The organism is Acinetobacter oleivorans DR1 (assembly GCF_000196795.1).
Classification (GTDB): Bacteria; Pseudomonadota; Gammaproteobacteria; order Pseudomonadales; family Moraxellaceae; genus Acinetobacter; species Acinetobacter oleivorans.
The window spans coordinates 1,324,327-1,350,013 of record NC_014259.1 but is presented as its reverse complement, the minus strand read 5'-3'; the positions used below and the strand labels follow the sequence as shown (position 1 = coordinate 1,350,013).

Sequence of the window (25,687 nt, the reverse complement as noted above, 5' to 3'; positions counted from 1 at the left end):
TTTATTAAATAAATGATTTTATTAAAAACATGTAAATTATAAATTATGAAAATTTAATTTAAAAATAATAAGAAAAATTGATATATAATTTTTTAACAAGAGAAAGTGTCTATTTCTTGTTAAAAAATTACACTAATAAGCTGCGATAAATTAATTAAAATTAGGGTGGGCCTTAAACAACCGCTCTAATAAAATATGGACATAGTCTAAGCTTAATGTACGATCAGTGAATAAGATGCGGAATAACATTGGTGCAATCACAGCTTCGATAATTTCTTGATTTTCTATAGTTAATTCACTACGCGCCTTAGCTCTAGCTTGAATAATATCAAGTTGTTGAACAATTAAAGTTTCACACTTTCGAGCGTTTGAAGATTCAGTTGCATATAGCAAATCTCGTAACAGTGTTTGCCCTACTTCAGAAGAGTATTCTTCAAAATATTGTTCGACCCATGTCGTGATATCAAGCTGAAATGAGCCTAAATCTTTTGGCTCCATATCGGGTTTCAGTTCATTAAGGGCTACATCTGAAAATAACTGATTGATATCTCCCCAACGACGATAAATTGTAGAAGGTGTTACACCTGCTTTATCAGCAATCATGGGTATAGTAATTTGGCTTTGCTCCAAGTTTTTTTGAAGCTCTTTTACGGCTTGATGAACTGCAGTTTGAATTCTTTCACTACGACCACCCGGGCGTAACCCAGTAACAACTTTTGCCATTAATTAGCTCTACTTCAATAAAAACGATTAAAATAATATTTGTATATACAAAATACACTAAAGCTAATGATTTGCTTTAGTGTAAAAATCATGTATAAAAGCTAAATATTCGCTTTTATGTTATTCATCTTATATGAACAATTCAAGTTCAAAACGGTCTGGATCAGTTTTTCAGTTAGATTCAACAGTAGCATTGACCTTAAACACAATCACGCTTATGACCTTTATGGCGGCGTCTAGTGCCCCTACGCCTTTATATCGTTTGTATCAGCAGATATGGCAATTTTCGCCCGTTATCTTAACTTTAATTTTTGCGACCTACGCGTTTACCTTACTTGCTTCTTTACTCATTATTGGTTCTTTATCTGATTATATCGGACGTCGGCCCGTCATTATTTCAGCAATTTTTTTGCAAATCGCTTCAATGAGCTTTTTTCTTTTTGCCTCAGATGTTTCTATGTTATTTATTGCGCGTGGCTTACAAGGTATCGCAACAGGTCTTGCCGTTTCTGCAATTGGAGCTGCAATTTTAGATTTTAGTAAGCATCATGGTTCCCTAATTAATAGTATTGCTCCAATGGTCGGCATGGCAGTAGGCGTTTTTATTACATGTTTTATTCTGCAATTTTCAGCTCAACCATTACATTTGGTTTTTGAACTCTTATGTGTTTTGTTTGCACTTGAACTTATTCTAAGTTTCTTTAATCCTGAGACTGTCCGCAAAAGATCTGGAGCTTTGGCTTCATTAAAACCCAACATGGCTATTCCTCATCAAGCAAGAGGTGCTCTATTAAGTATTAGCCCTATTAATATTGCACTTTGGATGGTCAGTGGTTTTTTCTTATCACTTATGCCCTCTTTACTGGCAAAAATTTTTCAGACATCTTCAGCTTGGCTAAACGGCAGTATGTTTATGGCGCTCGCCCTTTCAGGTGCGGCAGGGATTCTGACTCTTAGAAAATCTACCAATTTTCGTATTTTGCTCACGGGCACCTTATCCATCATTATTGGTGCAACCGTTTTATTTTTAGCGATCAATTTTACAAGTGCTGTGATTCTACTTATTGGTTCTATTATTACCGGAGTGGGTTTTGGTACAGCTTTTATGGGAGCAATTCGCACAGTCATGCCCCTCGCTTTACCCGAAGAACGTGCAGGCTTGATGGCTGCATTTTTTGTTGAAAGCTATTTGGCTTTTAGTGTGCCAGCAATTCTGGCAGGCTACTTTGTGGGTAAAATCGGACTTATGAACAGTGCCAATATTTATATGAGTTTAATTATTGGTCTTGCTCTGATCGCCCTTGTAATGATTTTTAAAAATATTAAAAGCAAATAAGGATGTGTTAAAAAGTCAGCCTCAAATGAAGCTGACTTAAATAATTTAAAACAAATGATACTTAAATAAATAATTTAACTTCCGATTACTACATTGATGTCTATTGAAATTCGTTAGACTATTTTTAATATCAAAATTCACTCGTAAGCTGAACTTCGATACTAAATAAATAAAATGCTCAAAAGGATTTTCTATTTATCATTATAAAATATAAGGAAATTTATTATGAATAATTTCATTTTGACAACTTTTGACTGGGTTCCAGAATTACCACGAGGTTTTGTAAGAGATATAAGGATAAGATGGGCATTAGAAGAGGCAAAAATGCCCTATCAAATAAATAGCGTATCTTTTTATGAACGAGGAGATGATCATTTTTCTCACCAACCTTTTGGGCAAGTTCCTTGGTTAACAGATGGTGATATTTCAATTTTTGAAAGTGGCGCTATCTTATTTTATTTGGGTGAACGTAGTGATGTACTTTTACATACAGATCCGAAACAGCGTAATGAAGCTATAGAATGGTTATTTGCAGCACTTAATTCAGTAGAAATGGCGAGTCTTCCTTGGGCTTTATTAAGATTTTCTAATGCTCAGACAGATAGTCCCGCACACAAACAATTTGATGCCTTTCTTCAGTCTCGCCTTCAACATATGGAGTCATTTCTTGCAGAGCGTGAATGGTTAGCTCAGTCGTTTTCTATTGCCGATATTGTTATGGCTGACGTATTACGTTTGGTGAATAAATTTGATGGGTTGACAGAATTCCCCCATTGTCTCGCATATGTTCAGAGAGCGACTATACGCCCTTCTTTTCAAAAAGCGTATGCTGACCAAATGGCTCATTTTGCAGTGGCAGATGCCAAGAAGAATGCTTAAACATGTCATCATTTAAGCATTCTACATTTATTAAGCTAAAACTTAAGATTTACTGATCACGCCAAGGCTTCAAAAAACGTTTTACATATTTTTTAAAAGGCCACGTAAACTGTTTTACAAAACTATTTGGGATTTTATAGCCCACGGTTCCATATACACTCGCCAAATGACTAGGCATATATACGCTTTTAAAAATGACATCATAGAGTGGAATAAACGCAGCGTAATTTTTATCAATGGCAGGTTTTTCTGAAGAATGATGCCAATGGTGAAACTCTGGCGTTGCGATAATCCAGCGCAAATATGGAAAACGAAAACGCACATTAGAATGAATAAAAATAGCGTGAAATGAAATAAAAACTAAATAAGCAAAAACTGCTGAAGTATGAAAACCTAACAGAAAAATCGGTAAAGTCGCAATAAAGCGAGTCATTAGCACTTCAATGACATGCAAACGAGAAGATGCTAACCAATCCATATATTCAGTCGAATGATGAATTGCGTGAAAACGCCATAAGAAATTAACTTCATGCATAGCGCGGTGCAACCAATACACCGTAAAGTCGACCACAATTAATAGTTCAATAAATTGCAGCCAAATTGGCTGAGCTTGTACATAAGGCACAATTGGATTATCAGGTAGATGCGTAATCCAATATTGAATCGGCATGACGGTTAAAAAGCTAAATAATTGAATGCCAACATGGCTGACCATGAAATATTTCATATCAGTCACCCAGCCCACCCTTAATATTTTCTGTTCAGGATTTTTAGCAAAAAAACCTTCAAGCGGAATAAAAATGAACGCTAAAATGAATAAGGTTAGTACAAAATAATCGATACCTGCATAAAACGGTACACTTGGTAAAACGGGTGCTTCAATTACCCCACACCCCAAAACTGCTGCTACAAGTGAAAAACATAGTCCGTAAAAGCCATATCTGTTTTGACGGACAATTGCACTAAATGCACCGAAACCAGCGCTAATAATAATGCCCGTAATCAGGCCATAATAAAAAATATGATAATGTTTTGCGTAAAGAGGACGGAGTTCTGGAGTCGTTAATACACTGGGAAATAAAAAGCATAATGCACCAAACAGACAAAGTAAGCTGAGTGACATTGAAATAAAGGCACTGATTTTCCCTAAACCTGCGTTCAGTTCTAAATTCTCAAATTTTGCTCTTAATTGATCTGTCATAATTCATATACAATTCTTATTGTGTATAACGCGAATGCTATCAAAATTTAATAATAAATTGGAAAGAACTTTAACTTCTCAGATCAAAGCCATTAATCTGAAAATGAATTTTAAATAGCTGTAAATTGTTCTTATAAAACTTCAAATATTTGACCGACAGATTGAATCAGCCATTTTCTGGCAATAATATCATCACTGCGATTAAACCAGTTCAAGCTCACTTTAAAAGAATCCATGGCAAAAGGTAATTCAAACATTTGGACATTACCATGAGCTAGATAATGCCGAGCTGCTCGCGATGGTAATGTCACCAACATATCTGAACTCTGTAAGACACCCTGTAAAACACTAAAATGCGGAACTTCTAAACGAATGCGTCGCTTCAAATCCATTATTTTTAGATATTGTTCAACTTGGATATGCCCGGTCGATGACTTGATGGCAACATGATCTTCTTGCAAATATTGCTCTAATGTCAGTTGCTGCTGTAGCCTTGGATGGTCAGCTCTAGCAATGCATACATATCTTTCTTCAAATAAAGTACGTGTTTCTATTTTAGGCATTATGGTCTGTGTACTATTAAATACGGCTAGATCTAAAAAGCCATCAATAAGCCACTGTTCGACCTTAGACGACTGAATCTCTTCAATCTCAATTTGAATATAGGGCGCTGTTTTCTGCAAAAAGGCCATAAGACTAGGCAAGAGACAAATCTCCCCTGCGTCGGACAGTCCGATTCGGAAAGTTTTATTTGAGTTTTCAGGGTGAAATTCCTGTGCTTGAGCAATCGCTGACTCAATATTAAAAATTGCTTGATGAAAAATTGGATAAAGCTCATGTGCAACTTTTGTAGGTTCGACACCGCCTCTGCTTCGAGTAAACAACTCGTCATTTAACTGACGGCGTAAACGGTTCAAATTATAAGTCACAGAAGGCTGGCTCAAATTTAATTTATCAGCAGCTTTACTAATATGACGAGACTCATAGATACAGACAAAAACTTTAATCAAACCTAAATCCATGGTTCTGATCCTTTAAATACTCTAAACAAAGACTTTAACTTCTTTGCTTAGAGTTTAGTTCCTTTTACAGGAAGAAAAATGCTTAATTCTTATGGAGATATACTTGAATTCAGCATTACATGTTTAGTTCGATTACAAATACTTATGGCAATAACACTTAAGGTTGCCAGCACGCAAGGAATGGCTAGCACGATAAAATTATATTTAATGGGTAGGTGCAAACTTAAAAGCCAGCCGCATAAAATCGGTCCTAAAATCGCCCCAATACGGCCTATACCTAAAGCCATACCAATGCCAGTACTGCGAATTGGTGAAGGATAAAACTGAGCCATATAAGCTAGCAATAAAATTTGCCCGCCGATAGAAGCCGCTCCTGCAATGGCAATACAGAGATATAAAATGACCATGGGTAAAGCATAGCTCAGCAAGTAAAGTGAAATTGCACCCGCCGAGAAAAGTGAACAAATAACTTTACCTAAGTGAAAACGATCAGCAAAGTATCCTCCACCGATTGCACCCAACATCCCACCCAAGTTTAGCGCCAATAAAAAGACCAGACTGGTTGATAAATCATATCCCGCCTCGACCATGAGTTTTGGTATCCAGTTACCGAGCGCATACACCATCAGTAAAGCCATAAATACACTCAGCCAGAAAAACACAGTAACTAAAGCACGGTTCTCGGTAAAAAGAGCAACCAAAGGTCGAGCCGCAGTTTGTTGATTTTCTTGATGTAATATGATGCTCGTATGATCAGCTATGTTGTGTTCTGGCGCTAACTGTTTAAGTAAATCACGCACCTCATTCCATTTTTTCTGGCGAACCAGATAATCGATTGATTCGGGTAAAAATTTCCAAATAATCGGTAATGAAATAAGTGGAATACCCGCCAAAATAAACATGATTTGCCAACCAAATTTAGGAACCAACCACATGCCTAAAAGTGCTGAACTCATCCCACCAATCGCATAGCCGCTAAACATGAGCGATACTAAAGTTGATCGTAATTTCTTTGGGGCAAATTCGGTCATTATGGCAATGACATTTGGCATTACGCCGCCCAAACCGAGGCCGGCAATAAATCGATAAATGGCAAACTCTTTAGGACTGTTGGCAAAACCACATAACACCGTAAAACCACTAAAAATGAAGACACAAAGCATAATTAAACGCTTACGGCTAAAGCCATATGACTCTAATTTGTCAGCCAAACTACCGAAAATCATTGCACCAAACATCATGCCAAATAATGCAACACTGCCCAGCAATCCAGCAGTCATACTATCTAACTGCCAATGTTGCATGAGCTTAGGCAATGCCACACCATAAATGACTAAGTCATAGCCATCAAAAATAATAATGAGCGCACTCAGCAAGATCACCCGCCAATGTAATGGTGTTAATCTTGCATCATCAATCAATTGATTTGCATTTAGTTTTTCCATAATTGCTTTCCTTAGCAAATTGTGTGTAAAACAAAAATTTATTTAAATGGTTGCCATTCCTAGCTGATGCAATTGTTGCTGTGCTTCTGCAACATCCTGTTCTAGATCGTGTTGCCATAACCAGTCAAAACGATGCTCAAGATGTTCGCCAATTTCGGCAAACGTTGGGTACTGAGTTGAATAACACTCATAAATTTCGCCAGACTCACGAGAGGTTTGCTGAACACGACAAGCACGTTTTAAACGGAGCTTTTCATATATTGAAGACACATCGGTTAACTGATTTGCTTGTAAGTTTTTTGTCGACAATAAGGCTGCAATGATTAATGCATCTTCAAGACCTTGGCCTGCTCCTGCTCCTTGGTGAGGTAACATGGCATGTGCAGCGTCGCCCATGACAATGACATGACCTGAGGTACTTTGATATGTCGAAAGTTCTTCAATTTCATGTAAGGCCCAAATGGTAGGCTGTTCAATTAAACCGAGTAATGTTTGGCAGCTTTCACTCCAGTCTGAAAAATCGGAAAGCATTTGAGCTTTATCGACAGGCTTAGTCCACGGTGTATTGGCTGGTAGTACTGTATCTTCGCGGTTTGAGCAGAAAGCAACGATATTAATTTGCTCCCCCTTACGAATTGGGAACGTTAAAATATGTTTGTCTTTGCCCAATAACATTTGGGGAATATCTGCTAAATCTGTATCGCCATTTACTTGTTGCAAAGCTTCTTTAAATGAAGCGTGAGAAATAATGCCACGATATGCCCAAGTTCCTGAAAAACGCGGATGAACTGGTGGTAAATGATGAGAAGCTAAAACATATTCGCGAGCCACAGAGCGAATACCGTCTGCCCCGATCAAATAATCGCACTCATGCTGACTACCATCATTAAAGTGCAAAATCACCTGATCATTTTCTTCTTCAATTGCCTCTAGGCGTTTAGAAAAGTGGACATTTTGCGTAGGCATGTGAGGAATAATGGCATCAAGAAAGTCAGCACGATGAACAGATGACTGCCCTACACCTGTCGCGATCGATGCCGATAAATATTCATCGGTATAACCATTGCGCCATTGAAACCAAACATCTTGAAATGGTGGCGATACTTTATCTGCAATTGCATGATATTCGTTAGCTAAACCTAACAATTCAATGGCTTTGACTGCATTGGCACCAAAGGAAATCCCTGCCCCAATTTCAGAAAACTGAGGTGCAGATTCAAACATTTGGACATCTAAATGGGCGTGTTTACTTAAATTACTTGCTAAAGCCAGACCAGCAATACCACCACCGACCACGGCAATTCGAATATGTGTGTTCATGTGTTTGTTCCTTAAACATCATTATCGTTTTCACATATTCATTTTTGAGAAGTTGGCTTATAAAGTCCAATTAGTATTTTTTTTGTTCAATTATTTAAAAATTAAATAATAGCCATTTGGGCGAGCCTCTATAAAGTCTAAAGGTCGCCCATGCTAACAAATGATTGTTAAAACACTTTATGGTGTACCTGGCGGGGTTCCAATAGCATATTTCATTGGAGCTTCATAAGTTGTCTCTGCAACTGGCGAAATGCGCCAAATCGTATTGCCCACATCATCTGCAACTAACACAGCACCTGAAAAATCAATTGCTACACCCACAGGGCGACCATACGCTTTGCCTTTATCGCTGAGGAATCCAGTCAAAATATCTTGCGGTGGACCAGAAGGTTGACCACTTCTAAATGGCACAAAAATGACTTTATAACCACTGTGGGGTTTACGGTTCCAAGAACCATGCTGACCGATCAATGCACCTCCTCTAAATTGTGGCATGAGTTCGGCTGCATAAAATGTGAGGCCTAAAGAAGCCGTATGGTTGCCTAGTGCATAGTCTGGTTTAATTGCACGAGCAACCATTGCTGGATTTTGTGGTTTTACTCGTACATCAACATGTTGACCATAGTAGCTGTAAGGCCAGCCATAAAAAGCTCCATCTTGAACCGATGTCATATAATCGGGTACTAGGTCACTCCCAATTTCATCGCGCTCATTAACCACAGTCCAGAGTTTGCCATTTTGAGGTTGCCAAGCCATACCATTTGGATTACGTAGGCCCGTTGCAAATGGGCGTGACTGACCACTTGCGATGTCAAACTCTGTAATTTGTGCTCGGCCTTTTTCTTGATCTAAACCATTTTCAGCAACGTTACTGTTAGAACCAACGGTAATGTACAGCTTGGTACCAGCTGGGTTAGCAATCACATTTTTGGTCCAATGGTGATTTAAAGGGCCACCCGGTAAGTCCAACACTTTGGTTCCACTGGCTGTAATTTGAGTTTCACCTTCCTGATAAGGAAAACGCACCAATGCATCTGTATTGGCGATATATAAGTTATTACCAACCAATGCCATACCAAATGGAGAATTTAAGTTTTGAAGAAATACCGTTTTCTGGTCAGCGACACCATCCCCATTGGTGTCACGAAGTAAGCTAATACGGTTTGCACTTGGATGAGATGAGCCTGCACGTCTCATCACAAAAGACATAATTTTACCTTTAATCCCTTTGCTGTCTTCTGGTTTAGGCGGGGCATCCGTTTCAGCAACCAATACATCGCCATTTGGTAATACATAAAGCCAACGTGGGTGTTCAAGTCCTTTGGCAAATGCTTTGACCTTTAAACCTTCCGCGGGTTTTGGCATTGCCCCACTCGGCCAGCCTTCTGCTGGAGCTATATTAACAGTTGGTAATAGGCTTGATTTAGGTTCAGGAAGTTTTGGGTCCGGCCCATAACTGTCGGTAATTGGATATTGAGAGGATGAAGCGCATCCAGCTAATGTAATTAAAACCGTAGTGCCAAAAATTGGCAGTAAAAAACGTGTCGCCATGGGTTATCTTATCTCCATTTATTTTTTGTCGTCATGGAAGTAGCGTAATTTATGTTTGCAATTAAACAAGCAACTTTAATGGAGTCTTTTGTTTATGGCTTGAAAAAAACGTTCTTTATCTTTTGGTGAAATCATCACTGAAGTAATTTCTCCATTTTTCATATAATAAATTTTGAGTCGATCTAATGAGAGCGCTGGAGATGAAAGTGGATTATGAGTAGGCTCTATTTCGGTAATATCATCAATATTAATTTTCCATCGGAATACCAAACTCTTAATCATTAAAGTGTTGTTTTCTACCACATAATAAGTATTAAAAATGGGAAGCCAAATAAGAAAAATGATTAAACTATAAATGACGAGATGTGGAAAATTTGAAGCTAAAGAATAATGATGATTTGCTTCATAAATCTTCATAAGGATATTGGCAGTGATAACAACAAATATTAATAAAAGCCACCAATCAATTTTTGATCTAAATTTCAAAAGTTATCCTCCACGTCTAAATCTCATTTATAACGAGTATTTCTATATATTTTTTATAAAATAATTGAACTAAAAATTAGCTTTAAATGTTAATGATACAAAATCTCGATCATCTATCGTGCTAAATTCATTAGAACCAAAAAAGTTATTATAGGCAATCTCTGTTGTATATTTTTGCTGATAAGTCATAGATAACGCTGCACTTACACTCATTTGCCCTTCTTGAAAGTTTTGGCTATATCCATAAACATCATGTCTAAAACTAAGACTTGGCGTAATCACTGTAGAGGGTAAAATATCTTGATAATTTAATGCGCCACGTAATCGGTAGCCAAATGACCATTCATTAAAAAATCCGTTTTTATTACAAAAGCGTTCATTTAAATTGTCTATTTCTGCATTTGTAAGATGAGCTGTACCATACGGCGTACATTTAAACTCACCTGTTTCAGGATTATAAGCCCCTGTTGAAAGCTCACTACGACCAAATGCGCCTGTCCGGCCAATCCGATGATTACCAATATCTGCAATATGGTTTAAGGCAAACTCTGTAGACCATGTCAGCGAATTTGCGCCCCAAATATTGAATATGCTGTCAGTTGCACCAACCGAAAATTGTGTTACGGGTAAGCGTACATATCCTTGAATATATTGACCTAATTCAACAGTTTTTCCCGGCGGTGTAAATGGTGTTCCTTCCGATAGCACTTGAGCATAGACAATGTCTGTACCGTTTAGTTGTAAAGGTTGATTAGGTTTGTGGGTTAACTCACTAAAAACAGTTGTTGTTCCTACTTTCCCAGTCAAACTTAATCCAAACATTTTGATATTTTCAGGATAGATAGAAAAATAACTCGCAGTATTAAAATGTTCAGGTCCTGCTGCTGTTACAGCTGTTCCATCAAAGTTTGCATTACGGCTATGGTAGTTCGCATAGTAAATACCTAACTCAGCATTATTTAAACTTGGTAATGCTTGTTTTAAAGCAATGCCATATTGGCCATTATCCTTTGCTTTTCTACTTTCTGCACGTGGAATATAGGTACGTAAACGAATTGCGGTATCCGATAATTTATCTCCACCTCCAGCAATCAGAACTGGACCTGCGTTTTCGGGCACAAAGTCTGAAATCTCAAAGAAAGTTCCGTTACCATCAACAACTGAAGGTCTAAATTTAAATTGATAGAACCCTTCTATTTTCAAATTTTTATTAATGCTTGTGTCGAATGAAAACATTTCGGTTGGAATGATTCTTTCTTTTACATCACCACCTGGTCGGTTAATTGCAGCAAAATCGAATGCACTTACCGAATTTAAACCGTTTTGAAAAAACTGAGATTTCCCCCAATTTAAAGTCTGTTTGCCTAATTTTAAATTGATGCTTTTTCCATCGTCTAATTCAAAATCTTTCCATATATAGGCATTCCATAAATCGATACCTTTGAACTTTGCGAGCCTTGGCCACGCTGAATCATTAAAGGGTTTAAAGTCTCCGTGCCCTGTCTCATAGGCATGGTCATACCAGTATTTAGTGCTAATGACCGCACCCTGCTGTTTTCCATCTAGCTTAACTTCGGTTATGCCTCTGATGATCTGTGAAATAGCATCATATTTACTAAAATTCATACGCCCATCATCACCATTCACATCAATGCTAGCGCCTTGTTTGCCTATTTTGTTTGCGTCAGGCCGATAAAGTAATGAAACGGATGGATCTTGTGTACTCCAACTGGCACCTAGGCTTAATGTCGTTTTTGTCTCGAACTTCCAGTCTTTATCAATATCAAAACTGGCTGCATTTGCTTTAGACATGAATAAAATTAGGCTTAATGAGACACCTATTTTTTGAATATATAAAACGTGATTATTTCTTTGATTTAAATAGACGTAATGACCCATCATATTATCTCCTTATCAATATGATTTTTCTTATTTATTGCTTATTACTCAAAGCCATCCATTGGCTTTTAAATGGTTTACATAAGCAGGTATTTTTTGTACTAGGCAGGTTGTTCGACCTGCTCTAACTGTTGAATGAATTGTTCAGCTAAAGGCCAATAGCCAAAGCCAGATGCAGGGTTTAAATGTCCCACTTCCCCCAGATTTACGAGTTGACTACCCCACTTTCCTGCCATTTCACTTACAGCTTCATAACGAGCTAAACGGTCATTGGTGCTTGCAACCAAAATACTGGGGAAAGGTAGTGTTTGATTAGGTAAAGGACTCCATCCTTCTTGATGCAGTACAACTGGGCTTGGATAATTTTCTGGCCAGCTTTCGTTTAAGTCAGGCGGAGCTACAAGTAAAGCACCCTGAATTGGTCTTTGATATTTTGCAGCCCAGTGTGTTGTCATCAATACGCCTGCGCTGTGTGCAACCAAAATGACAGGCCCTTGTATTTGTTCGAGTTGTGCTTGTATTGCAGCAACTCTATTTTCACAATTGAGTTTATTGGTTTGCACAGGTGGTACAGAGCGAACCTTTGCTAGCTTTGTTTCTAAGATTGTTTGCCAATGCTCGGGAACATGATCGCGTAACCCCGGAATAATTAAAATTGTTGCTTTGGTTTGTATTTTTTCCATTTCAACGCCTGTGAATTTTGCCATCTAGGAGGCTTAAGAATTTTTATAAAACTCCCCTCACAATAAAGGCTCATTTCAGTTAATGGTGTACATAAGACGTCACGGACTTTTCATTTGACGACACATCTTTTTAAAATTTCGTAAATTAATTAAAGTAATTTTTGTAATTACAAATAAATTAAAAGAACAGGTTTAAAATTAAATAGACATCACGATTAGGCTCTTAAATAAAAGCTTTTGTAATGTGGATATTTTAGTTATAACTAGATATGAGCTGTAAGGAATATGGCTGATTAATAACAGGAGATAATAAAATGGTGCCTCTTGCGCATACCGCCTCTTTAAAAAATTATTTGGCAGTTGCTCAGCAATTAGATCTAAATCCCTACCATTTATTATCACGTGTTGGGCTTAGCCAAACTCAATTGAATGATCTCAAACAACGTATTCCTGTAGATAAAGCCATTACCTTGCTTGAAGACTCAGCTCAAATGAGTAATTGTGATGTTTTCGGTTTACATATGGCAGAGCAACGTGAAATCGCGGATTTTGGTGAACTGAGCTTATTATTAAGTTACCAATATACTTTGAGAGAAGCGCTGCAAACGATTGTTCGTTATAGGAATTTACTCAATAACTCACTTGAAATATATATAGAAGAAATTGACGATACAGTAGTTATTCGAGAAGAAGTAGTGACAACAACTTGTGGATATAGTCGTCAAGCCACTGAACTTGCTTTAGGAATCACCCATCGTTTTTGTGCAGCACTCATGATGCAAAAATGGCGGCCGTTAAGTGTACATTTCACTCATAACCCGCCTAGTGATTTAACTCTGCATCGGCGGATTTTTGGTTGTGCGCTCGAGTTTGGTAGTGACTTTAATGGTATTGTTTGTACGGCGGCCGAACTTGATACAACAAACCCTCAAGCAAATTTGGCTATGGCCAACCATGCGCAGCGTTATTTAGATATTTTGCAGAATAGCAATGAATCGACCATGATTTTTGATATTCGTAAAAGTATTTATCTTCTTTTGCCAATGGGGCGCGCTACGATTGATCAAGTCGCTCAAACACATGGTATTCACGTACGGACCTTACAGCGTCGATTAGAAGAAGCTCAGACGAGTTTTAGTGATTTAATGAATGAAGTACGCAAAGATCTCGTATTTCGTTATTTAAAAAATCTAAATTATTCACTTGCTCAAGTGTCTGATATTTTAGGTTACTCAATGCCGAGTTCTTTTACGCGTTGGTTCATTAGCCAATTTGGTATGTCACCGAATACGTGGCGTAATCACAATAAAGCTCTGCTCAATTAATTCCTCTTTATTTAAAGCTAAATAAAGTCATTTAAAATATAAGGAAGCTGGAGAACTATTCCATAACTTCCTTTAAAATCTAATTTTTAAAATTAAAACCACAAGCGCATAAGCCCAAGAACCAATACCACTAAAAAGATGCTTTCGCCGATCATTAAAAGAATCGGTTTAATGCCGACAGATGCTAATTCTTTTAACTGAGTTTTCATTCCTAAAGCACTAATTGCAATGACTAAAAACCAGCGTGATAAATCATTAATTCCATTTTGAACCATTGTTGGCACCCATCCTGTACTGTTAATACAAGCGAGTAGTAGAAAGCCAACGGCAAACCAAGGTAGTAATGGCGGTCGTTCTCCCGTTGAATCTGCACCTTGCATACGGGTAATCATAGCCGCACAAACAATTACTGGAAGCAGCATTGCCACACGCATCAGTTTAACTACAGTCGCCGTATCACCCGTTTGAGTAGACATGCTATAACCAGCGCCGACCACTTGCGCCACATCGTGAATCGTAGCACCTAGAAACACACCAGCTGCTTGTGGAGATAACTCTAGCCACTTCGCAATCATCGGGTAGACAATCATTGCAAATGTTGAAAGTGCCGACACGCCAATCACGGTAAATAAAGTCGCTTTTTCTTTTTGCGGATGATTTGGAAAAGCAGCCGATAGTGCCAATGCGGCTGAAGCACCACAGATTGCCGTTGATCCACCAGTGAGCATGCCAAATAGTTTTTGGAAACCTAAGATTTTAGCGGCAATAACAGAAACGGCGATTGTGACAATAACCAAAGTGACAACTAACGCAACAGGCTGCCAACCTAGTGCGGTAATTTGCCCCAAAGTGATACGCATGCCGAGTAACGCGATGCCCATCCGAAGCACACTACGTGCGGTAAACTCGATACCTACCTTACATTTACTTTCAGCAGCTAAAAAATTCACGCTCATGCCGAGTAATAGTGCAAATAGCATGACTGGCGCACCATAGTGCTCTGATAAAAAACAGGCAGCCGCAGCAACGACCGAACTGACCACAAAGCCTGGTGCTAATTCTCTTGTACGCTGGGAAAAATTTTTCAAAACTAAACTACTCATGATTTTCCCCACAGCCCATCACAATAAATACCTTGTCCTCGATTACTTCTACGGGATAGGTTGCAACTTTGAGCTGAGAAGAATTAACTAAACAGCCATTTGTTAAATCAAAGCGTAGACCATGGGCACAACACTGAATCACTCGTCCTTCTAGACGTCCACTAAATAGCGATGCCCCCTGATGAGGACAACTGTCATCGATTGCATAAAATTGAGTCGCAACGTTAAATAATGCGAGAGTTTTATCTCCAATTTTTAAAAAAGCCCGCTCCCCTGAATTCGGTATTTTCTCAAAAGGCACTTCAAATCGGTTGGTCATATCAACTCTCCTTGTGCCAGCATTGCCTCTTGCATCGCTTGATAAAGTACATCTGCTGATTGCGCACCCACCAAGGCAGAAGCCCGATCAAAAATAAAGTAAGGCACGCCATTACCTCCTGTACTTGCAGAGATAAAATCTTGATGATCTTGAATAAGTAAATCTTTGATAAGCTCAGGTGAGAAGCCACAACGTTTCGCGATTTTGTATAAAGTAGTGGTATTTCCGATGTCTAACCCATCATAAAAATATGCAGCAAAGAGTTGTTCTAACAATGCATTACACTGCTCAGGAGTTCCTATCTTTAAAGCTTTATCAAATAAGCGATGAGCTTTGGCCGTATTTGGCATGCGTTTAATTTGCTCAAAATCGATCTTGAGCCCAACTTTATTTGCAGCTTTATTGACTTGTTCTTGTCTCATACGAACTGCTGTCAAGCTACCTAACCGTTTCAAATAAAACGTTTGAAACGGTACACCTTCAACAGCTAAATCAGGTATGAGCTGAACACCTCGCCAATGCACAACAACTTTGACTCTGGGGTGAAGCTGATAAAATCTATTTATAGCGATCAGTAACTGACGTTTTCCGATCAAACACCAAGGACAAATAAAGTCAAAAAATACATCAATGTGTAATTGCCGAATCATCATTTGTTATTCATCCCGCATTTTTGTATTTGGTTACCTGAATGATTTTTAAGCTCAGTTATTCCTTGCTGCTCAAAGCGTGCAATATCTTTGTGATAATGGCGTTTGGCATAAAAAAATACGGCTGCGGCTGCAATACTGACCAATGGCATAAGTTGAAATGCGCTATGTAAACCAATCACATCAGATATTCTGCCGACCACCAAAGGACCAAGCGCTAAACCAAGAAAATTGTTAGCTAAAGTGAGTGTTGCAAATGCAGAGCCATGAACTGAGTTATGTGTGAGATTGGCCACCATGGCACTAGATGGCCCATTGGTTCCTAGGGCAATAAACATTCCGAGGCAGATGAGAAGTAACTGGTTACGTCCCGCAGGCATAGCAAAAGCAATGAATAAAAGAACACAACCGAGCAAGCAGTATGTAATCGCTAAACTGACCTTACGATCTGGACAATTACGGCCCAAATAATCACACAACATGCCGCATAGAATTGTGCCTACTGCACTACATAGCAAAATGACCGCTGCCATCACACCTGCCTTATCGGTACTCATGCCGTAATAGCGATTGAGATAACTCGGCATCCAGACAATTACTGTGCCACCAACAAATAATTGCAGACCACTACCAATGTAAGTGGCAATGACTGAACGACTTGAATATAAAGTTTTTAAAGGGCTTTTTATGTGCTGGGTTTTACTACGAATTTTATTTTGAGGTACTGCGTTTATTCTGTTTTCTTTCACTAAAATTGGATATAGAAAGGCCAAAATGAGACCAAATAAAGCAATGCCTCCAAAAGCCCAACGCCACCCGAAGTGCTGTGCAAGTACACCACCTAAAGCCACACCCAAAAACGAGCCAAATACACCGCCCGCCATAAAAGCACTAGCAAGTGTTGCACGCATTTCCCTTGGAAAAACAGCCACCACTACCGCGATACCCACACTGCCATAAGCAGCTTCACCCACACCAACCATAAAGCGAGCAATAAACATTTGCTCATAATTTTCAGCCAGTGCACATCCTAAAGTCGCCAAACTCCATAAAGCCGCCATAATGGCCAAGCTTTTCACTCGCCCAAAACGGTCTGCCATTAAAGACAAAGGCAGAGTCAATAAACCCACCATTAACGCGACAATGCCACTGAGCAAACCTAACTGACTATCGCTGAGTAACCACTCATTTTTAAGTAAAGGAAAGACTGCGTTTAAGACTTGTCGAGACATGTAATCTGAAATGAGCAAACCAAATGTCAAAGCAAAAACAAGCCATGCATAACGACGAGGTATACTGATTGACGTATCAACATCGCTCATCTGATCTGAATACTGATGTGCATTCATACGACCTCCTTGTATTTTTATAATTTCTATTTAGCTAGTGCAGCAACGCACTTTTAAAAACAAAGCGAATAAGCTGCACTACATTTGAGGTCTACATTCCGTTAGACCTTGTCACATTAGTTACGCTGCGGAACGCCCTTTTGCCCTGCTTTACGATTGGGTGCCATACCATTTGCGATTAGGGTTTCTTCAATACTGTTGTATTGCACCCCAATACGATAAATTTCACGGGCTTCTTTTCCTGAGGCAATTTCACGGCCTAATTCATGGGCAATCCTAACGGTTTGCTTAATTTGCTCTACAGATGAAAAACGGCGTCCGTGATGATCAATGATCGTGTCTTCGTTACCCACACGGGCATGTAAACCCATTGCCATCGACATGGTGTTAAAAGGCAACACATTTTTGAGTAGAGACTCAGATGTCAAAGTACATCCATCGGGTACGCGATGAATAAAATTAAAGAAATTAAATGGGTTTGGACCATCAAAACCGCCACCGATTCCAATCCAAGTTAAGTTTAACGGCCCCATGTACAACCCTTTACGCACCATACGTTCTAGCGTCTCAAGCCCATGCATACCCGTTAACTGAAAGTGCGGTTGAATATTATTTTTGCATAAGCGCTTAATATGTTCGGCAACCCATGCAGGACCTGCTGGCACAGTCATCTCTGCATATGCTGCCTGAGTCGCTGGATGCGCCAGTGAGGTCCCTTCTAAATATTCAGGATAGAGCAATTCCATAATATTCATTTGTGTGGTGTTAATTGCCACCGTAACCTGATCGGGCTTTGGTGTGAGTTCAGCCAACATATGACGGGTGTCATCACTTAGCCATAGAGCCGCTTCACCTTCACTCTCTGGTGCAAATGAAATCGAACCACCTACCTGAATAATCATGTCAGGCACAGCTTCACGAACCCCTGCAATAAGCTCATTAAATTTTGACAAGCGTTTAGAGCCTTTGCCATCAAGCTCGCGGACATGTAAATGCAGCACCGTCGCGCCCGCTTCATAGCACTCAACCGCTTTTTGTATTTGCTCATCCATGGTCACGGGAATATCTTCGGGAAAGTCTTCCGGCATCCATTCGGGGCCATACGGCGCAACCGTGATTACCACTTTTTCCATATTTTCCGGGTGCAATGAGTCGTCAAAGAATTGCATGTGCATCTCCTCATATATTTTTAGAATTTTCAATTAGATAAAATTATTAACCTATAGATTTAATAGGTTGCGTCACCAATAATGCCGGCCCGCTCCATTTTTCGGTGGCAAGGTGGATAATCCATGACTGCGTAATGTTGTGTGCTGCGGTTATCCCAGATAGCAATGCTGTTAGGCTTCCAACGCCAACGCACTTGAAACTCTGGAATATAGGCTTGAGAAATTAAGTAACGTAGTAGTTCAGCTGCGCCCGGATTGGCATCTTGTCCAAATCTGACGCGCTCTTTGGTGTGATAGTTACTGAAGTGGGTCGTAAACGCATTGACGTATAAAATTTTCTCACCTGTTTCAGGATGAGTGCGTACCACAGGGTGCTCAGCATCAGGAAACTTTGCTTTTAAGTCCAAGCGTTTTTCAAGTGGCATAGCCGCGCCAAAACTCGCTTCTATGCTGTGATAAGCGCGTAAGTCAGCAATCTTATCCTTAATATCGTTGGGTAACGACTCATAGGCCATCACCATGTTGGTCCACATGGTATCGCCACCCACTGGTGGGCATTCAACACAGTGCAGCACACATCCCATCGGTGGAACCTTGCGCCAGCTTGCATCACTGTGCCAAGCATTTTCATAACGATCGACGGGACTTTCCGGATGTTTATAAATCTGCACCAAACCCGGATGATCAGGATGGCTGCCTACGGCAGGATGATCTTCTAACTGTCCAAATTTTTCTGCAAATGCAACATGATCCTGACGGGTTAAGTGCTGATCTCGTAAAAACAACACGCGATGTTTAAGTAGTTGTGTGCGAATTTCAGCAAATAATCCATCATCATAAATCGCATCAGCAAGTTTGATGCCACTGAGCTCTGCACCAATATTGCAAGTTAACTGTTCAATTTGCATAAGAAATCCCTTCAAATTACAAAGATTGATGAACCTATTGTTTTACGTGCTTCCAAATCACGATGAGCCTGCACAGCATCCTTTAGCTCATAGCGCTGATTAATTTCAATTTTGATTCGCCCATGTCGAACATGATCAAATAATTCATTTGCCAGCTCTTTCTTCTCGGCAGGATCTGCAATGTAATCTGCCAAAGCTGGACGTGTGACAAACAATGATCCTTTTACGGCAAGTAATACTGGGTCAAAAGCAGGGATTGGACCAGATGCTGTTCCTACGCAGACCAGCAAACCACGGCGTTTGAGAGAGTCTAATGAACTCATAAAAGTCGCTTGGCCGACACTATCGAAAACGACATTTACACCAACGCCGCCTGTTAACTCACGTACGCGTTCGGCAACATTTTCATGGCTGTAGTTAATGACATGATCACAACCATGAGCTCGCGCTACGGCAGCTTTTTCTTCTGAAGATGTGGTACCGATAACAGTCAAGCCAAGTAATTTAGCCCATTGAGAAACGATCAGCCCAACACCACCTGCGGCTGCATGTAATAAAATTGAATCGCCCGCTTTAAAGTCATAAATGCGGCGCATCAGATAAGCAGCGGTCAGCCCTCGCATGGTCATGGCTGCCGCTGTTTCACAAGAAATTTCTTCGGGTAATTTAATTAAAGCATTTGCTGGAATTAGACGATGGGTACTATATGCACCTAACGTATTTAAAAAACCTGTATAAGTAACTCGATCGCCTACTTTAAGCTGAGTGACTCCTTCGCCTAAAGCTTCAACGATACCTGATGCTTCGACGCCCATGCCATTAGGCATTGGAATTTGATAGGTTCCATTACGAAAATATGTATCGGCATAATTTAAACCGACTGCCACATGACGTAGGCGTACTTCTCCAGCTTTTGGATCTCCTACTTCTACATCCTCATAGCGCATTACTTCTGGCGTTCCTGTTCCATAGAAACGTATAGCTTTCGTCAACGTCATGTCCTATTCCATATTTTGGTTTTTTATTGAGTGCCTATAAAAGCAATAACCAAAATTACAACAGTTAGGATATGGGCCACTTTACATTTCACGACACAAGCTTAACGTTTAATGACAAAGGATATTCCAAATATTGCTAAAGAATACTCCCAGCAATTGCAGCAGACTTATGTAGATTGGCGCTATTAGAGTTTTTATTTTCATTTAAGCTAAAACTGACCGCCTCTTTTGCATGAATGGTGGTCGTATCAAATAAAGGAACTGAGAATTTAAGCTCACCAATCAACATACAAATTTCAGTACAACCCAAGATAACGCCTTGGGTGCCTTCAGCTATGAGTCTCTCTACAATAGCGATGTACTGTTGCTGAGAATCTGGGTTGATCACACCTAAACAAAGTTCTTCATAAATGATGCTATGAACTATCTTTCTATCGGCTTCATTTGGAATAACGACATGAATTCCATAATCCTGCAATCGAGCTTTATAAAAATCTTGCTCCATTGTAAAAGCTGTCCCTAACAATGCAACTTTACCAATGTTTTGACTCAAAATTTCTTTTGCAGTTGCGTCAGCGATGTGTAAGAAAGGAATCGAAATTAAATCTTCAATCTGTGCAGCAACTTTATGCATGGTGTTGGTACAGACTAAAATACAATCCGCCCCTGCTTTTTCTAAATTTTGTGCTTGCTCAGCTAAATATGCGCCAGCTTCTTGCCATAAACCCTTCGCTTGCAAGGCTGCTATTTCTTCAAAATCGACACTATTAATAATGACCTTAGGAGAGTGTAATTTTCCTAATTTACGATGAACCATTTTATTGATTTGTTGATAATAAAGCGCTGTAGATTCCCAACTCATTCCGCCTAATAAGCCGATTGTTTTCATTATTGAATCCTTCTATTTATGCAAAACTTATCTATATCTCTTATGGGTAAAGCACAGCTAGAATAAAATTGCTTTATTAAATTTTTTCTAGCTTATCTTATTTATTAATTTTAAACGGTGTGACGTCCAAAGAAACGTCTAAGTTGAATAGACCTAATTGATGAAAATTCTAAAACAGAAAATGCTCTCCATTAAACCCAAATCATAAAACAAGAATTCACGCAAAATTCACGACCAGCTCTTTAATTTAATCTTATAAAGTTGGCTCGGATATAGACATGAAAATTATAACTACAGCCCTAGGGTTGTTTACCTTGGTAGGTTTAACAGCGTGTAAAAGTGTGCCTAGCTACTCAGGTGATTACGGCAAAGCCGAACAAAAAATTACTGGAATAGAATTAAATGACCAGCAAGCGCTAGACATTGGCAATCGTTTTGTTGCTGCATTTAATACGCTTGGCACCCCTTCTTTTGTGAATAACGCGAGTCATCTTTACGCTGATCAACTTTATATCAACGATACACTCTCGCAGTTCTCTCAGAAAAAAGATCTGATTAAGCATTTTGAAGGTATGAATGCCCGAGTGAGTAATGTCACTGTAAAACTCATTAGTGCAACTCATCACCAAGATACAGCCTACATTCATTGGTACATGACCTATGACTTTAAAATGTTAGGTCGCTCAAAAACCATGGCTTCTTATGGAATTAGTCAAATTAAGATTAATGAGCAGCAAAAAATTATTTTCCAGCAAGATTATTGGGATCCGGCGAATGGCCTTTATCGTTCTTTACCAATATTTGGAGGAGTATATAAATGGGTATTACCGTTCAAAAAAGTCGAATCTTAATATTTCTAGGAATCTTAATCGTATCTCAAGCGAATGCGGCTGAACTAAAAAAATGCAGTTCAGCACCTTTAATGGTGACGAGCAAGAAGGTAGGAAATGTCAGTTACTTTGCTGAAGATTGCCTAAAAAATTGGCAAAGCCAAAGCATCAAAATGGAGTTTAGCTATAACCGCGATATTCCCGAGTGGGCATTTAAACGCGCAGCCACCCACTTTTTGAAGAAAAATGTTAGCGGCTTTGATGCGAAATCCCCGCTTAATCATATTAATGGACTATATAGGCCAATTAAGAGTGGAGATCTCTATAGTCTCTACTATCAACATGAAAATCAAAAACTAGAATTAAAATTAAACCAGAAGTTACTCGGCTCTTTGAACAATCCGAATGCAAATCAATATTTTAAAATCTGGTTTGGTAGCGAACCGTTTAATGCTAAATTAAAACAACAATTATTAAATTAATGGCTTAATAAAATCTCATGGGTAATCACTTTATCCTCATGGTTGAGGACCATTTTGAACTCGCAGCAACGGTCTGCGAATTTCTTGAAGTGCATGGTTATATTGTCGATCATGCACGTAATTTAGATGCTGCACGGACTTTTCTCAAATCGCAGCATTATCATCTTTTGTTGCTCGATATAAATTTGCCCGATGGCTCGGGTTATGACCTATGTAACTGGCTACGTACCGAACAAGGGGTTGATATTCCCGTTCTTATGCTCACAGCAAGAGATACTTTAGATGACAAACTTAAAGGTTTTACTGCTGGAACAGATGATTATTTGGTAAAACCTTTTGATTTTAATGAATTAGTGATGCGGATTCGTGCATTAATAAAAAGAGCAGCTGGCGAAGTCACTCACCATAAAATTCAAATTCACGACTTAATTCTTGATAGTGCAACTCAAACCGTGGTTCGTGCCGGAAATAATATCGAGTTACCCCCTATTCAATTTAAACTATTAAAAATTTTGATGCGTCAGTCTCCAAAAGTGGTGACCAAGCAAGAACTGATGATGGAATTATGGGGCGACGAAGAACCTGAGAGCGATGCGTTACGCAGTCATATCTACAACTTAAGAAAAATGGTTGATAAACCTTTTGACCCAAAACTATTACACACAGTAGCAGGTGTCGGTTTAAAAATTGCTTTGGAAGATTCCCCGACTTAACTTAAATAGACCACAACAATTAAGCCAGTGGTCGGCTCCAAATCGAGTTCAGGATGAGTAGTTAAATAATATTGTCGATCAAACAACTCAACTCGCCATCCTAATTGTTTGCAAAGCTTTTGTACCAATTGCAAACCAATTCCATGGCCTTTAGCCTTTAACGAGAGTTGTGAATCGCTAAGCTCTTGTACCTTTACATCGTTAGGTAAAGAAATTCCAATTCCATTATCTGCAATAATTAGGCTGTTTTTTTGTTGAATGATGTCGATTTGTGAGCCTTGAGAATAGTTCAGCGCATTACGTAAAATATTGCTTAACACCATTTGTGTCATAGAGGGATATAACCAACGCGGCTGTTCAGAAAGATCGGGTTGAATATGAATATGTATCCCCTTACTCTCGCTGACCGCATCTAAACTTTCGACTAAATCTCTCACAATTCTGGATAAAAAATTCTTTTCAGACGGTAAGCTTTTTACTGTATTACGTGCGATTGCCAGCAAGGTGTCGACTAATAACTGCATATCTTCAATTGTATTATGAAGTCGAACTAGGGCTTTATCTTCTCCATACTTCGCCTGACAAAGTTGCACATTACCCTTTAAGATTGTGAGCGGAGTGCGTAACTCATGGCTCACATCTCCTGTAAATTCCCTTTCGCGTCGAATAAAATCACTTAAAACCTGATGATATTTTTCCAAGGCTTGTTTGAGATATTCTGCTTCCATATTGCCATTGGTATTAATATCTTTAAAAGGAGATGCTTGAGTATCTTGATGTGCCCAATCAATATTTTCTAAAGCATTCGCTAAACGCGTAATTGGGGAAAAATAGCGTCTTGCTCTTCGGTTTGACCACCACAAAAAGCTATATAGAACAGATAAACTGAACATGAGTGGAGCAAGGCCAAATAACCAGATCAGTTTATTGACATTACTTTCGCCAAATACCAATAGAACATGCTGACCGTTATGCTCACCATAGACTGTCATCCGTTCTTTACCATCAACAAATACTCGATGCACGCCACTTTCTAAACGCATGTCTTTAAAAGGTTGAGGTGCGACCTCTGTATTCCACCGATATCCATATAAATTTTTGGTATCAGGTAAATCTGCATTTGGGTTACGTTCGATACGTAACCAGTAATGTTCCATTTCCTGCTCTAAAGCAGTTTTAAGTAAAGAGCCTTTAATCACCCAAGCACTACACGCCAACCCGACCACGATCGATAATGCAATCAGACCAATCTGCAACCAATAATATCGATTGAACATTTGGGCTAATGGATGACTCGCTTTGCCATCGTTTCGAGTTCTTATCATATCTTTATCGCCGGGATAGGCTGTAGAAATTACAATGCTCTCTTTTTAAATAAAAAGTGACCAATGACCCATTCTTGTCCTTGCTCAAAACCGAATAGCTCAGCACAAGCCATGAAGAAAATACGCCAGCGTTGCCACCAAATATTGGCATCTTTTCCATAGATTTTTTTAAACAATGGTTTCAGTTCGACTTCTTGGTTATCCATATTCTCAAGCCAAGCGTTTGCTGTTCTCATATAGTGCTCACCCGACCATTGCCACTGTTGAGCCAACTCTAAATGCTCTTGAAAATGCAAAAAAGTGGAAGTCGACGGCATTAAACCGCCAGTAAAGAAATACTTGGACATCCAATCATAATCTGATTTTACTTCAAAAGGATAATGTAAAAAGCGATGGCAAAAAATATGACACCAAAGTAAGCCATCTGCCTTTAACCAGCCCTGAATTTTTTCAAAAAGACGTTGATAGTTACGAACGTGTTCAAACATTTCAACCGATACAACACGATCAAACTGGGCTTGGTCTAATTCAAGTACATTCACATCACAGGTGAGCACTTCAATATTGTTTAAACCTCTCAATTCTGCTTGCCCGAGAATATGCTTTTTCTGAGTGGCAGAATTTGAAACAGCTGTAATCTGTGAGCGTGGATAGTTTTCTGCCATCCACAAAGTTAAAGAACCCCAACCACAGCCTAATTCTAAAATGTGTTGACCATTTTTGAGTTGTGCTCTTTCACAATAAAGCTGAAGTGCGAGCTCTTCTGCCTGATCTAAAGTTGTCGTTTTAGTCGGAAAATAACAGGCACTATATTTGAGTCTTTTTCCAAGCACCGCCTGAAAAAACTCGGTCGGTAATTCATAGTGCTGCTCGTTTGCCTTGTCCGTTTCAACGGCGATTTCACTCCGTTTTAGCATATTAAGCACATCAATGTATCGCTGCGCCCCTTGTTCAGGGTCATAACGGCCTTCTTGAATTAAGCGTTTTTTGCTTAAAGCACGGATTGCAGTTCGAATTGCATGATCTGGAAGCACACCACTTTCAACAATTCTCAAAGACTGATGAACAATAAAATCCATATG

Annotated in this window: 25 protein-coding genes; 6 read left to right on the top strand and 19 right to left on the bottom strand. The window is 39.2% G+C overall.

Annotated elements, in window-relative coordinates:
• Positions 1–150: 150 nt before the first annotated feature.
• On the bottom strand, positions 151–723 hold the full coding sequence (locus AOLE_RS06330; RefSeq protein ID WP_013197320.1) for a TetR/AcrR family transcriptional regulator: 573 nt from the start codon (positions 721–723) through the stop codon (positions 151–153).
• Between the two features lie 133 nt (positions 724–856).
• On the opposite strand from AOLE_RS06330, the gene AOLE_RS06325 reads away from it, so the two are divergent.
• Entirely contained in the window at positions 857–2,059 is a 1,203-nt protein-coding gene (locus AOLE_RS06325) for an MFS transporter (protein ID WP_013197319.1), read from the top strand.
• A gap of 225 nt (positions 2,060–2,284) precedes the next feature.
• A complete protein-coding gene (locus AOLE_RS06320; protein WP_013197318.1) occupies positions 2,285–2,938 on the top strand; it encodes a glutathione S-transferase family protein in 654 nt (217 codons plus the stop codon).
• A gap of 49 nt (positions 2,939–2,987) precedes the next feature.
• Here AOLE_RS06320 and AOLE_RS06315 read toward each other — a convergent pair whose 3' ends face one another.
• From AOLE_RS06315 to AOLE_RS06280, 8 genes are all read right to left on the bottom strand, one after another.
• Complete coding sequence (locus AOLE_RS06315; protein WP_013197317.1) at positions 2,988–4,139, bottom strand: sterol desaturase family protein; 1,152 nt, start codon at positions 4,137–4,139, stop codon at positions 2,988–2,990.
• Positions 4,140–4,270: 131 nt separating this feature from the next.
• Positions 4,271–5,161 carry a LysR family transcriptional regulator gene (locus AOLE_RS06310; RefSeq protein ID WP_013197316.1) on the bottom strand — a complete coding sequence of 297 codons (891 nt, stop codon included), beginning with the start codon at positions 5,159–5,161 and terminating at the stop codon, positions 4,271–4,273.
• 89 nt (positions 5,162–5,250) lie between these two features.
• Positions 5,251–6,606, bottom strand: a complete 1,356-nt coding sequence (locus AOLE_RS06305; protein ID WP_013197315.1) for an MFS transporter — start codon at positions 6,604–6,606, stop codon at positions 5,251–5,253.
• Positions 6,607–6,648: 42 nt separating this feature from the next.
• Positions 6,649–7,926 (bottom strand): salicylate 1-monooxygenase, encoded by a 1,278-nt coding sequence (gene salA / locus AOLE_RS06300; protein WP_013197314.1) that lies wholly within the window; start codon positions 7,924–7,926, stop codon positions 6,649–6,651.
• Positions 7,927–8,103: 177 nt separating this feature from the next.
• A complete protein-coding gene (locus AOLE_RS06295; RefSeq protein ID WP_013197313.1) occupies positions 8,104–9,477 on the bottom strand; it encodes a PQQ-dependent sugar dehydrogenase in 1,374 nt (457 codons plus the stop codon).
• Positions 9,478–9,552: 75 nt separating this feature from the next.
• Positions 9,553–9,963 (bottom strand): PH domain-containing protein, encoded by a 411-nt coding sequence (locus AOLE_RS06290; RefSeq protein ID WP_013197312.1) that lies wholly within the window; start codon positions 9,961–9,963, stop codon positions 9,553–9,555.
• Between the two features lie 69 nt (positions 9,964–10,032).
• Positions 10,033–11,862 (bottom strand): DUF1302 domain-containing protein, encoded by a 1,830-nt coding sequence (locus AOLE_RS06285; protein WP_013197311.1) that lies wholly within the window; start codon positions 11,860–11,862, stop codon positions 10,033–10,035.
• Positions 11,863–11,963: 101 nt separating this feature from the next.
• Positions 11,964–12,569, bottom strand: a complete 606-nt coding sequence (locus AOLE_RS06280; protein ID WP_013197310.1) for an RBBP9/YdeN family alpha/beta hydrolase — start codon at positions 12,567–12,569, stop codon at positions 11,964–11,966.
• Positions 12,570–12,859: 290 nt separating this feature from the next.
• Between AOLE_RS06280 and AOLE_RS06275 the strand changes: the two genes are divergently transcribed.
• Positions 12,860–13,870, top strand: a complete 1,011-nt coding sequence (locus AOLE_RS06275) for an AraC family transcriptional regulator (RefSeq protein ID WP_013197309.1) — start codon at positions 12,860–12,862, stop codon at positions 13,868–13,870.
• 92 nt (positions 13,871–13,962) lie between these two features.
• Here AOLE_RS06275 and AOLE_RS06270 read toward each other — a convergent pair whose 3' ends face one another.
• The 8 genes from AOLE_RS06270 to AOLE_RS06235 form a co-directional block, all read right to left on the bottom strand.
• A complete protein-coding gene (locus AOLE_RS06270; protein WP_013197308.1) occupies positions 13,963–14,973 on the bottom strand; it encodes a YeiH family protein in 1,011 nt (336 codons plus the stop codon).
• Entirely contained in the window at positions 14,966–15,274 is a 309-nt protein-coding gene (locus AOLE_RS06265) for a Rieske (2Fe-2S) protein (protein ID WP_081399287.1), read from the bottom strand. The genes AOLE_RS06270 and AOLE_RS06265 overlap by 8 nt, the downstream gene beginning before the upstream one ends.
• Positions 15,275–15,288: 14 nt before the next feature.
• Positions 15,289–15,945, bottom strand: coding sequence for a DsbA family oxidoreductase (locus tag AOLE_RS06260; protein WP_013197306.1), 657 nt, complete (start codon positions 15,943–15,945; stop codon positions 15,289–15,291).
• Positions 15,942–17,291, bottom strand: a complete 1,350-nt coding sequence (locus AOLE_RS06255) for an MFS transporter (RefSeq protein WP_013197305.1) — start codon at positions 17,289–17,291, stop codon at positions 15,942–15,944. Before AOLE_RS06255 ends, AOLE_RS06260 begins: the two co-directional genes overlap by 4 nt.
• Before the next feature lie 116 nt (positions 17,292–17,407).
• Entirely contained in the window at positions 17,408–18,460 is a 1,053-nt protein-coding gene (locus AOLE_RS06250; protein ID WP_004643365.1) for a BKACE family enzyme, read from the bottom strand.
• Positions 18,461–18,519: 59 nt separating this feature from the next.
• Positions 18,520–19,368, bottom strand: coding sequence for a TauD/TfdA dioxygenase family protein (locus AOLE_RS06245; RefSeq protein WP_013197304.1), 849 nt, complete (start codon positions 19,366–19,368; stop codon positions 18,520–18,522).
• A gap of 11 nt (positions 19,369–19,379) precedes the next feature.
• On the bottom strand, positions 19,380–20,366 hold the full coding sequence (locus tag AOLE_RS06240; protein ID WP_023274173.1) for a quinone oxidoreductase family protein: 987 nt from the start codon (positions 20,364–20,366) through the stop codon (positions 19,380–19,382).
• A 136-nt stretch (positions 20,367–20,502) separates the two neighbouring features.
• The gene (locus tag AOLE_RS06235; protein WP_013197302.1) at positions 20,503–21,255 is read right to left on the bottom strand and encodes an aspartate/glutamate racemase family protein; all 753 of its coding nucleotides are present in this window, start codon (positions 21,253–21,255) and stop codon (positions 20,503–20,505) included.
• 278 nt (positions 21,256–21,533) lie between these two features.
• Here AOLE_RS06235 and AOLE_RS06230 point away from each other — a divergent pair, with 278 nt between their 5' ends.
• From AOLE_RS06230 to AOLE_RS06220, 3 genes are read left to right on the top strand one after another with little or no spacing between them, the layout of a single operon-like run.
• Positions 21,534–22,106 carry a nuclear transport factor 2 family protein gene (locus AOLE_RS06230; RefSeq protein ID WP_013197301.1) on the top strand — a complete coding sequence of 191 codons (573 nt, stop codon included), beginning with the start codon at positions 21,534–21,536 and terminating at the stop codon, positions 22,104–22,106.
• Positions 22,073–22,567, top strand: a complete 495-nt coding sequence (locus AOLE_RS06225) for a chalcone isomerase family protein (RefSeq protein WP_013197300.1) — start codon at positions 22,073–22,075, stop codon at positions 22,565–22,567. The genes AOLE_RS06230 and AOLE_RS06225 overlap by 34 nt, the downstream gene beginning before the upstream one ends.
• 17 nt (positions 22,568–22,584) lie before the next feature.
• On the top strand, positions 22,585–23,280 hold the full coding sequence (locus AOLE_RS06220) for a response regulator transcription factor (RefSeq protein ID WP_013197299.1): 696 nt from the start codon (positions 22,585–22,587) through the stop codon (positions 23,278–23,280).
• Here AOLE_RS06220 and AOLE_RS06215 read toward each other — a convergent pair.
• Together AOLE_RS06215 and AOLE_RS06210 are read right to left on the bottom strand one after the other, a co-directional pair.
• A complete protein-coding gene (locus tag AOLE_RS06215; protein ID WP_013197298.1) occupies positions 23,277–24,605 on the bottom strand; it encodes a sensor histidine kinase in 1,329 nt (442 codons plus the stop codon). The two genes, AOLE_RS06220 and AOLE_RS06215, sit on opposite strands and share 4 nt — an antisense overlap.
• 29 nt (positions 24,606–24,634) lie before the next feature.
• Positions 24,635–25,684 (bottom strand): SAM-dependent methyltransferase, encoded by a 1,050-nt coding sequence (locus tag AOLE_RS06210; protein WP_013197297.1) that lies wholly within the window; start codon positions 25,682–25,684, stop codon positions 24,635–24,637.
• Between the last annotated feature and the right edge of the window lie 3 nt (positions 25,685–25,687).

Excerpts from the sequence above, each read along its gene's own strand:
- AOLE_RS06255 (WP_013197305.1), bottom strand. The coding sequence starts at position 17,291 with ATGAATGCACATCAGTATTCAGATCAGATGAGCGATGTTGATACGTCA.
- AOLE_RS06260 (WP_013197306.1), bottom strand. The coding sequence starts at position 15,945 with ATGATGATTCGGCAATTACACATTGATGTATTTTTTGACTTTATTTGT.
- AOLE_RS06320 (WP_013197318.1), top strand. The coding sequence starts at position 2,285 with ATGAATAATTTCATTTTGACAACTTTTGACTGGGTTCCAGAATTACCA.
- AOLE_RS06275 (WP_013197309.1), top strand. The coding sequence starts at position 12,860 with ATGGTGCCTCTTGCGCATACCGCCTCTTTAAAAAATTATTTGGCAGTT.
- AOLE_RS06245 (WP_013197304.1), bottom strand. The coding sequence starts at position 19,368 with ATGCAAATTGAACAGTTAACTTGCAATATTGGTGCAGAGCTCAGTGGC.
- AOLE_RS06235 (WP_013197302.1), bottom strand. The coding sequence starts at position 21,255 with ATGAAAACAATCGGCTTATTAGGCGGAATGAGTTGGGAATCTACAGCG.
- AOLE_RS06225 (WP_013197300.1), top strand. The coding sequence starts at position 22,073 with ATGGGTATTACCGTTCAAAAAAGTCGAATCTTAATATTTCTAGGAATC.
- AOLE_RS06285 (WP_013197311.1), bottom strand. The coding sequence starts at position 11,862 with ATGGGTCATTACGTCTATTTAAATCAAAGAAATAATCACGTTTTATAT.
- AOLE_RS06280 (WP_013197310.1), bottom strand. The coding sequence starts at position 12,569 with ATGGCAAAATTCACAGGCGTTGAAATGGAAAAAATACAAACCAAAGCA.
- AOLE_RS06240 (WP_023274173.1), bottom strand. The coding sequence starts at position 20,366 with ATGACGTTGACGAAAGCTATACGTTTCTATGGAACAGGAACGCCAGAA.
- AOLE_RS06310 (WP_013197316.1), bottom strand. The coding sequence starts at position 5,161 with ATGGATTTAGGTTTGATTAAAGTTTTTGTCTGTATCTATGAGTCTCGT.
- AOLE_RS06305 (WP_013197315.1), bottom strand. The coding sequence starts at position 6,606 with ATGGAAAAACTAAATGCAAATCAATTGATTGATGATGCAAGATTAACA.
- AOLE_RS06330 (WP_013197320.1), bottom strand. The coding sequence starts at position 723 with ATGGCAAAAGTTGTTACTGGGTTACGCCCGGGTGGTCGTAGTGAAAGA.
- AOLE_RS06215 (WP_013197298.1), bottom strand. The coding sequence starts at position 24,605 with ATGATAAGAACTCGAAACGATGGCAAAGCGAGTCATCCATTAGCCCAA.
- AOLE_RS06295 (WP_013197313.1), bottom strand. The coding sequence starts at position 9,477 with ATGGCGACACGTTTTTTACTGCCAATTTTTGGCACTACGGTTTTAATT.
- AOLE_RS06270 (WP_013197308.1), bottom strand. The coding sequence starts at position 14,973 with ATGAGTAGTTTAGTTTTGAAAAATTTTTCCCAGCGTACAAGAGAATTA.
- AOLE_RS06210 (WP_013197297.1), bottom strand. The coding sequence starts at position 25,684 with ATGGATTTTATTGTTCATCAGTCTTTGAGAATTGTTGAAAGTGGTGTG.
- AOLE_RS06315 (WP_013197317.1), bottom strand. The coding sequence starts at position 4,139 with ATGACAGATCAATTAAGAGCAAAATTTGAGAATTTAGAACTGAACGCA.
- AOLE_RS06220 (WP_013197299.1), top strand. The coding sequence starts at position 22,585 with ATGGGTAATCACTTTATCCTCATGGTTGAGGACCATTTTGAACTCGCA.
- salA (WP_013197314.1), bottom strand. The coding sequence starts at position 7,926 with ATGAACACACATATTCGAATTGCCGTGGTCGGTGGTGGTATTGCTGGT.
- AOLE_RS06250 (WP_004643365.1), bottom strand. The coding sequence starts at position 18,460 with ATGCAATTCTTTGACGACTCATTGCACCCGGAAAATATGGAAAAAGTG.
- AOLE_RS06325 (WP_013197319.1), top strand. The coding sequence starts at position 857 with ATGAACAATTCAAGTTCAAAACGGTCTGGATCAGTTTTTCAGTTAGAT.
- AOLE_RS06230 (WP_013197301.1), top strand. The coding sequence starts at position 21,534 with ATGAAAATTATAACTACAGCCCTAGGGTTGTTTACCTTGGTAGGTTTA.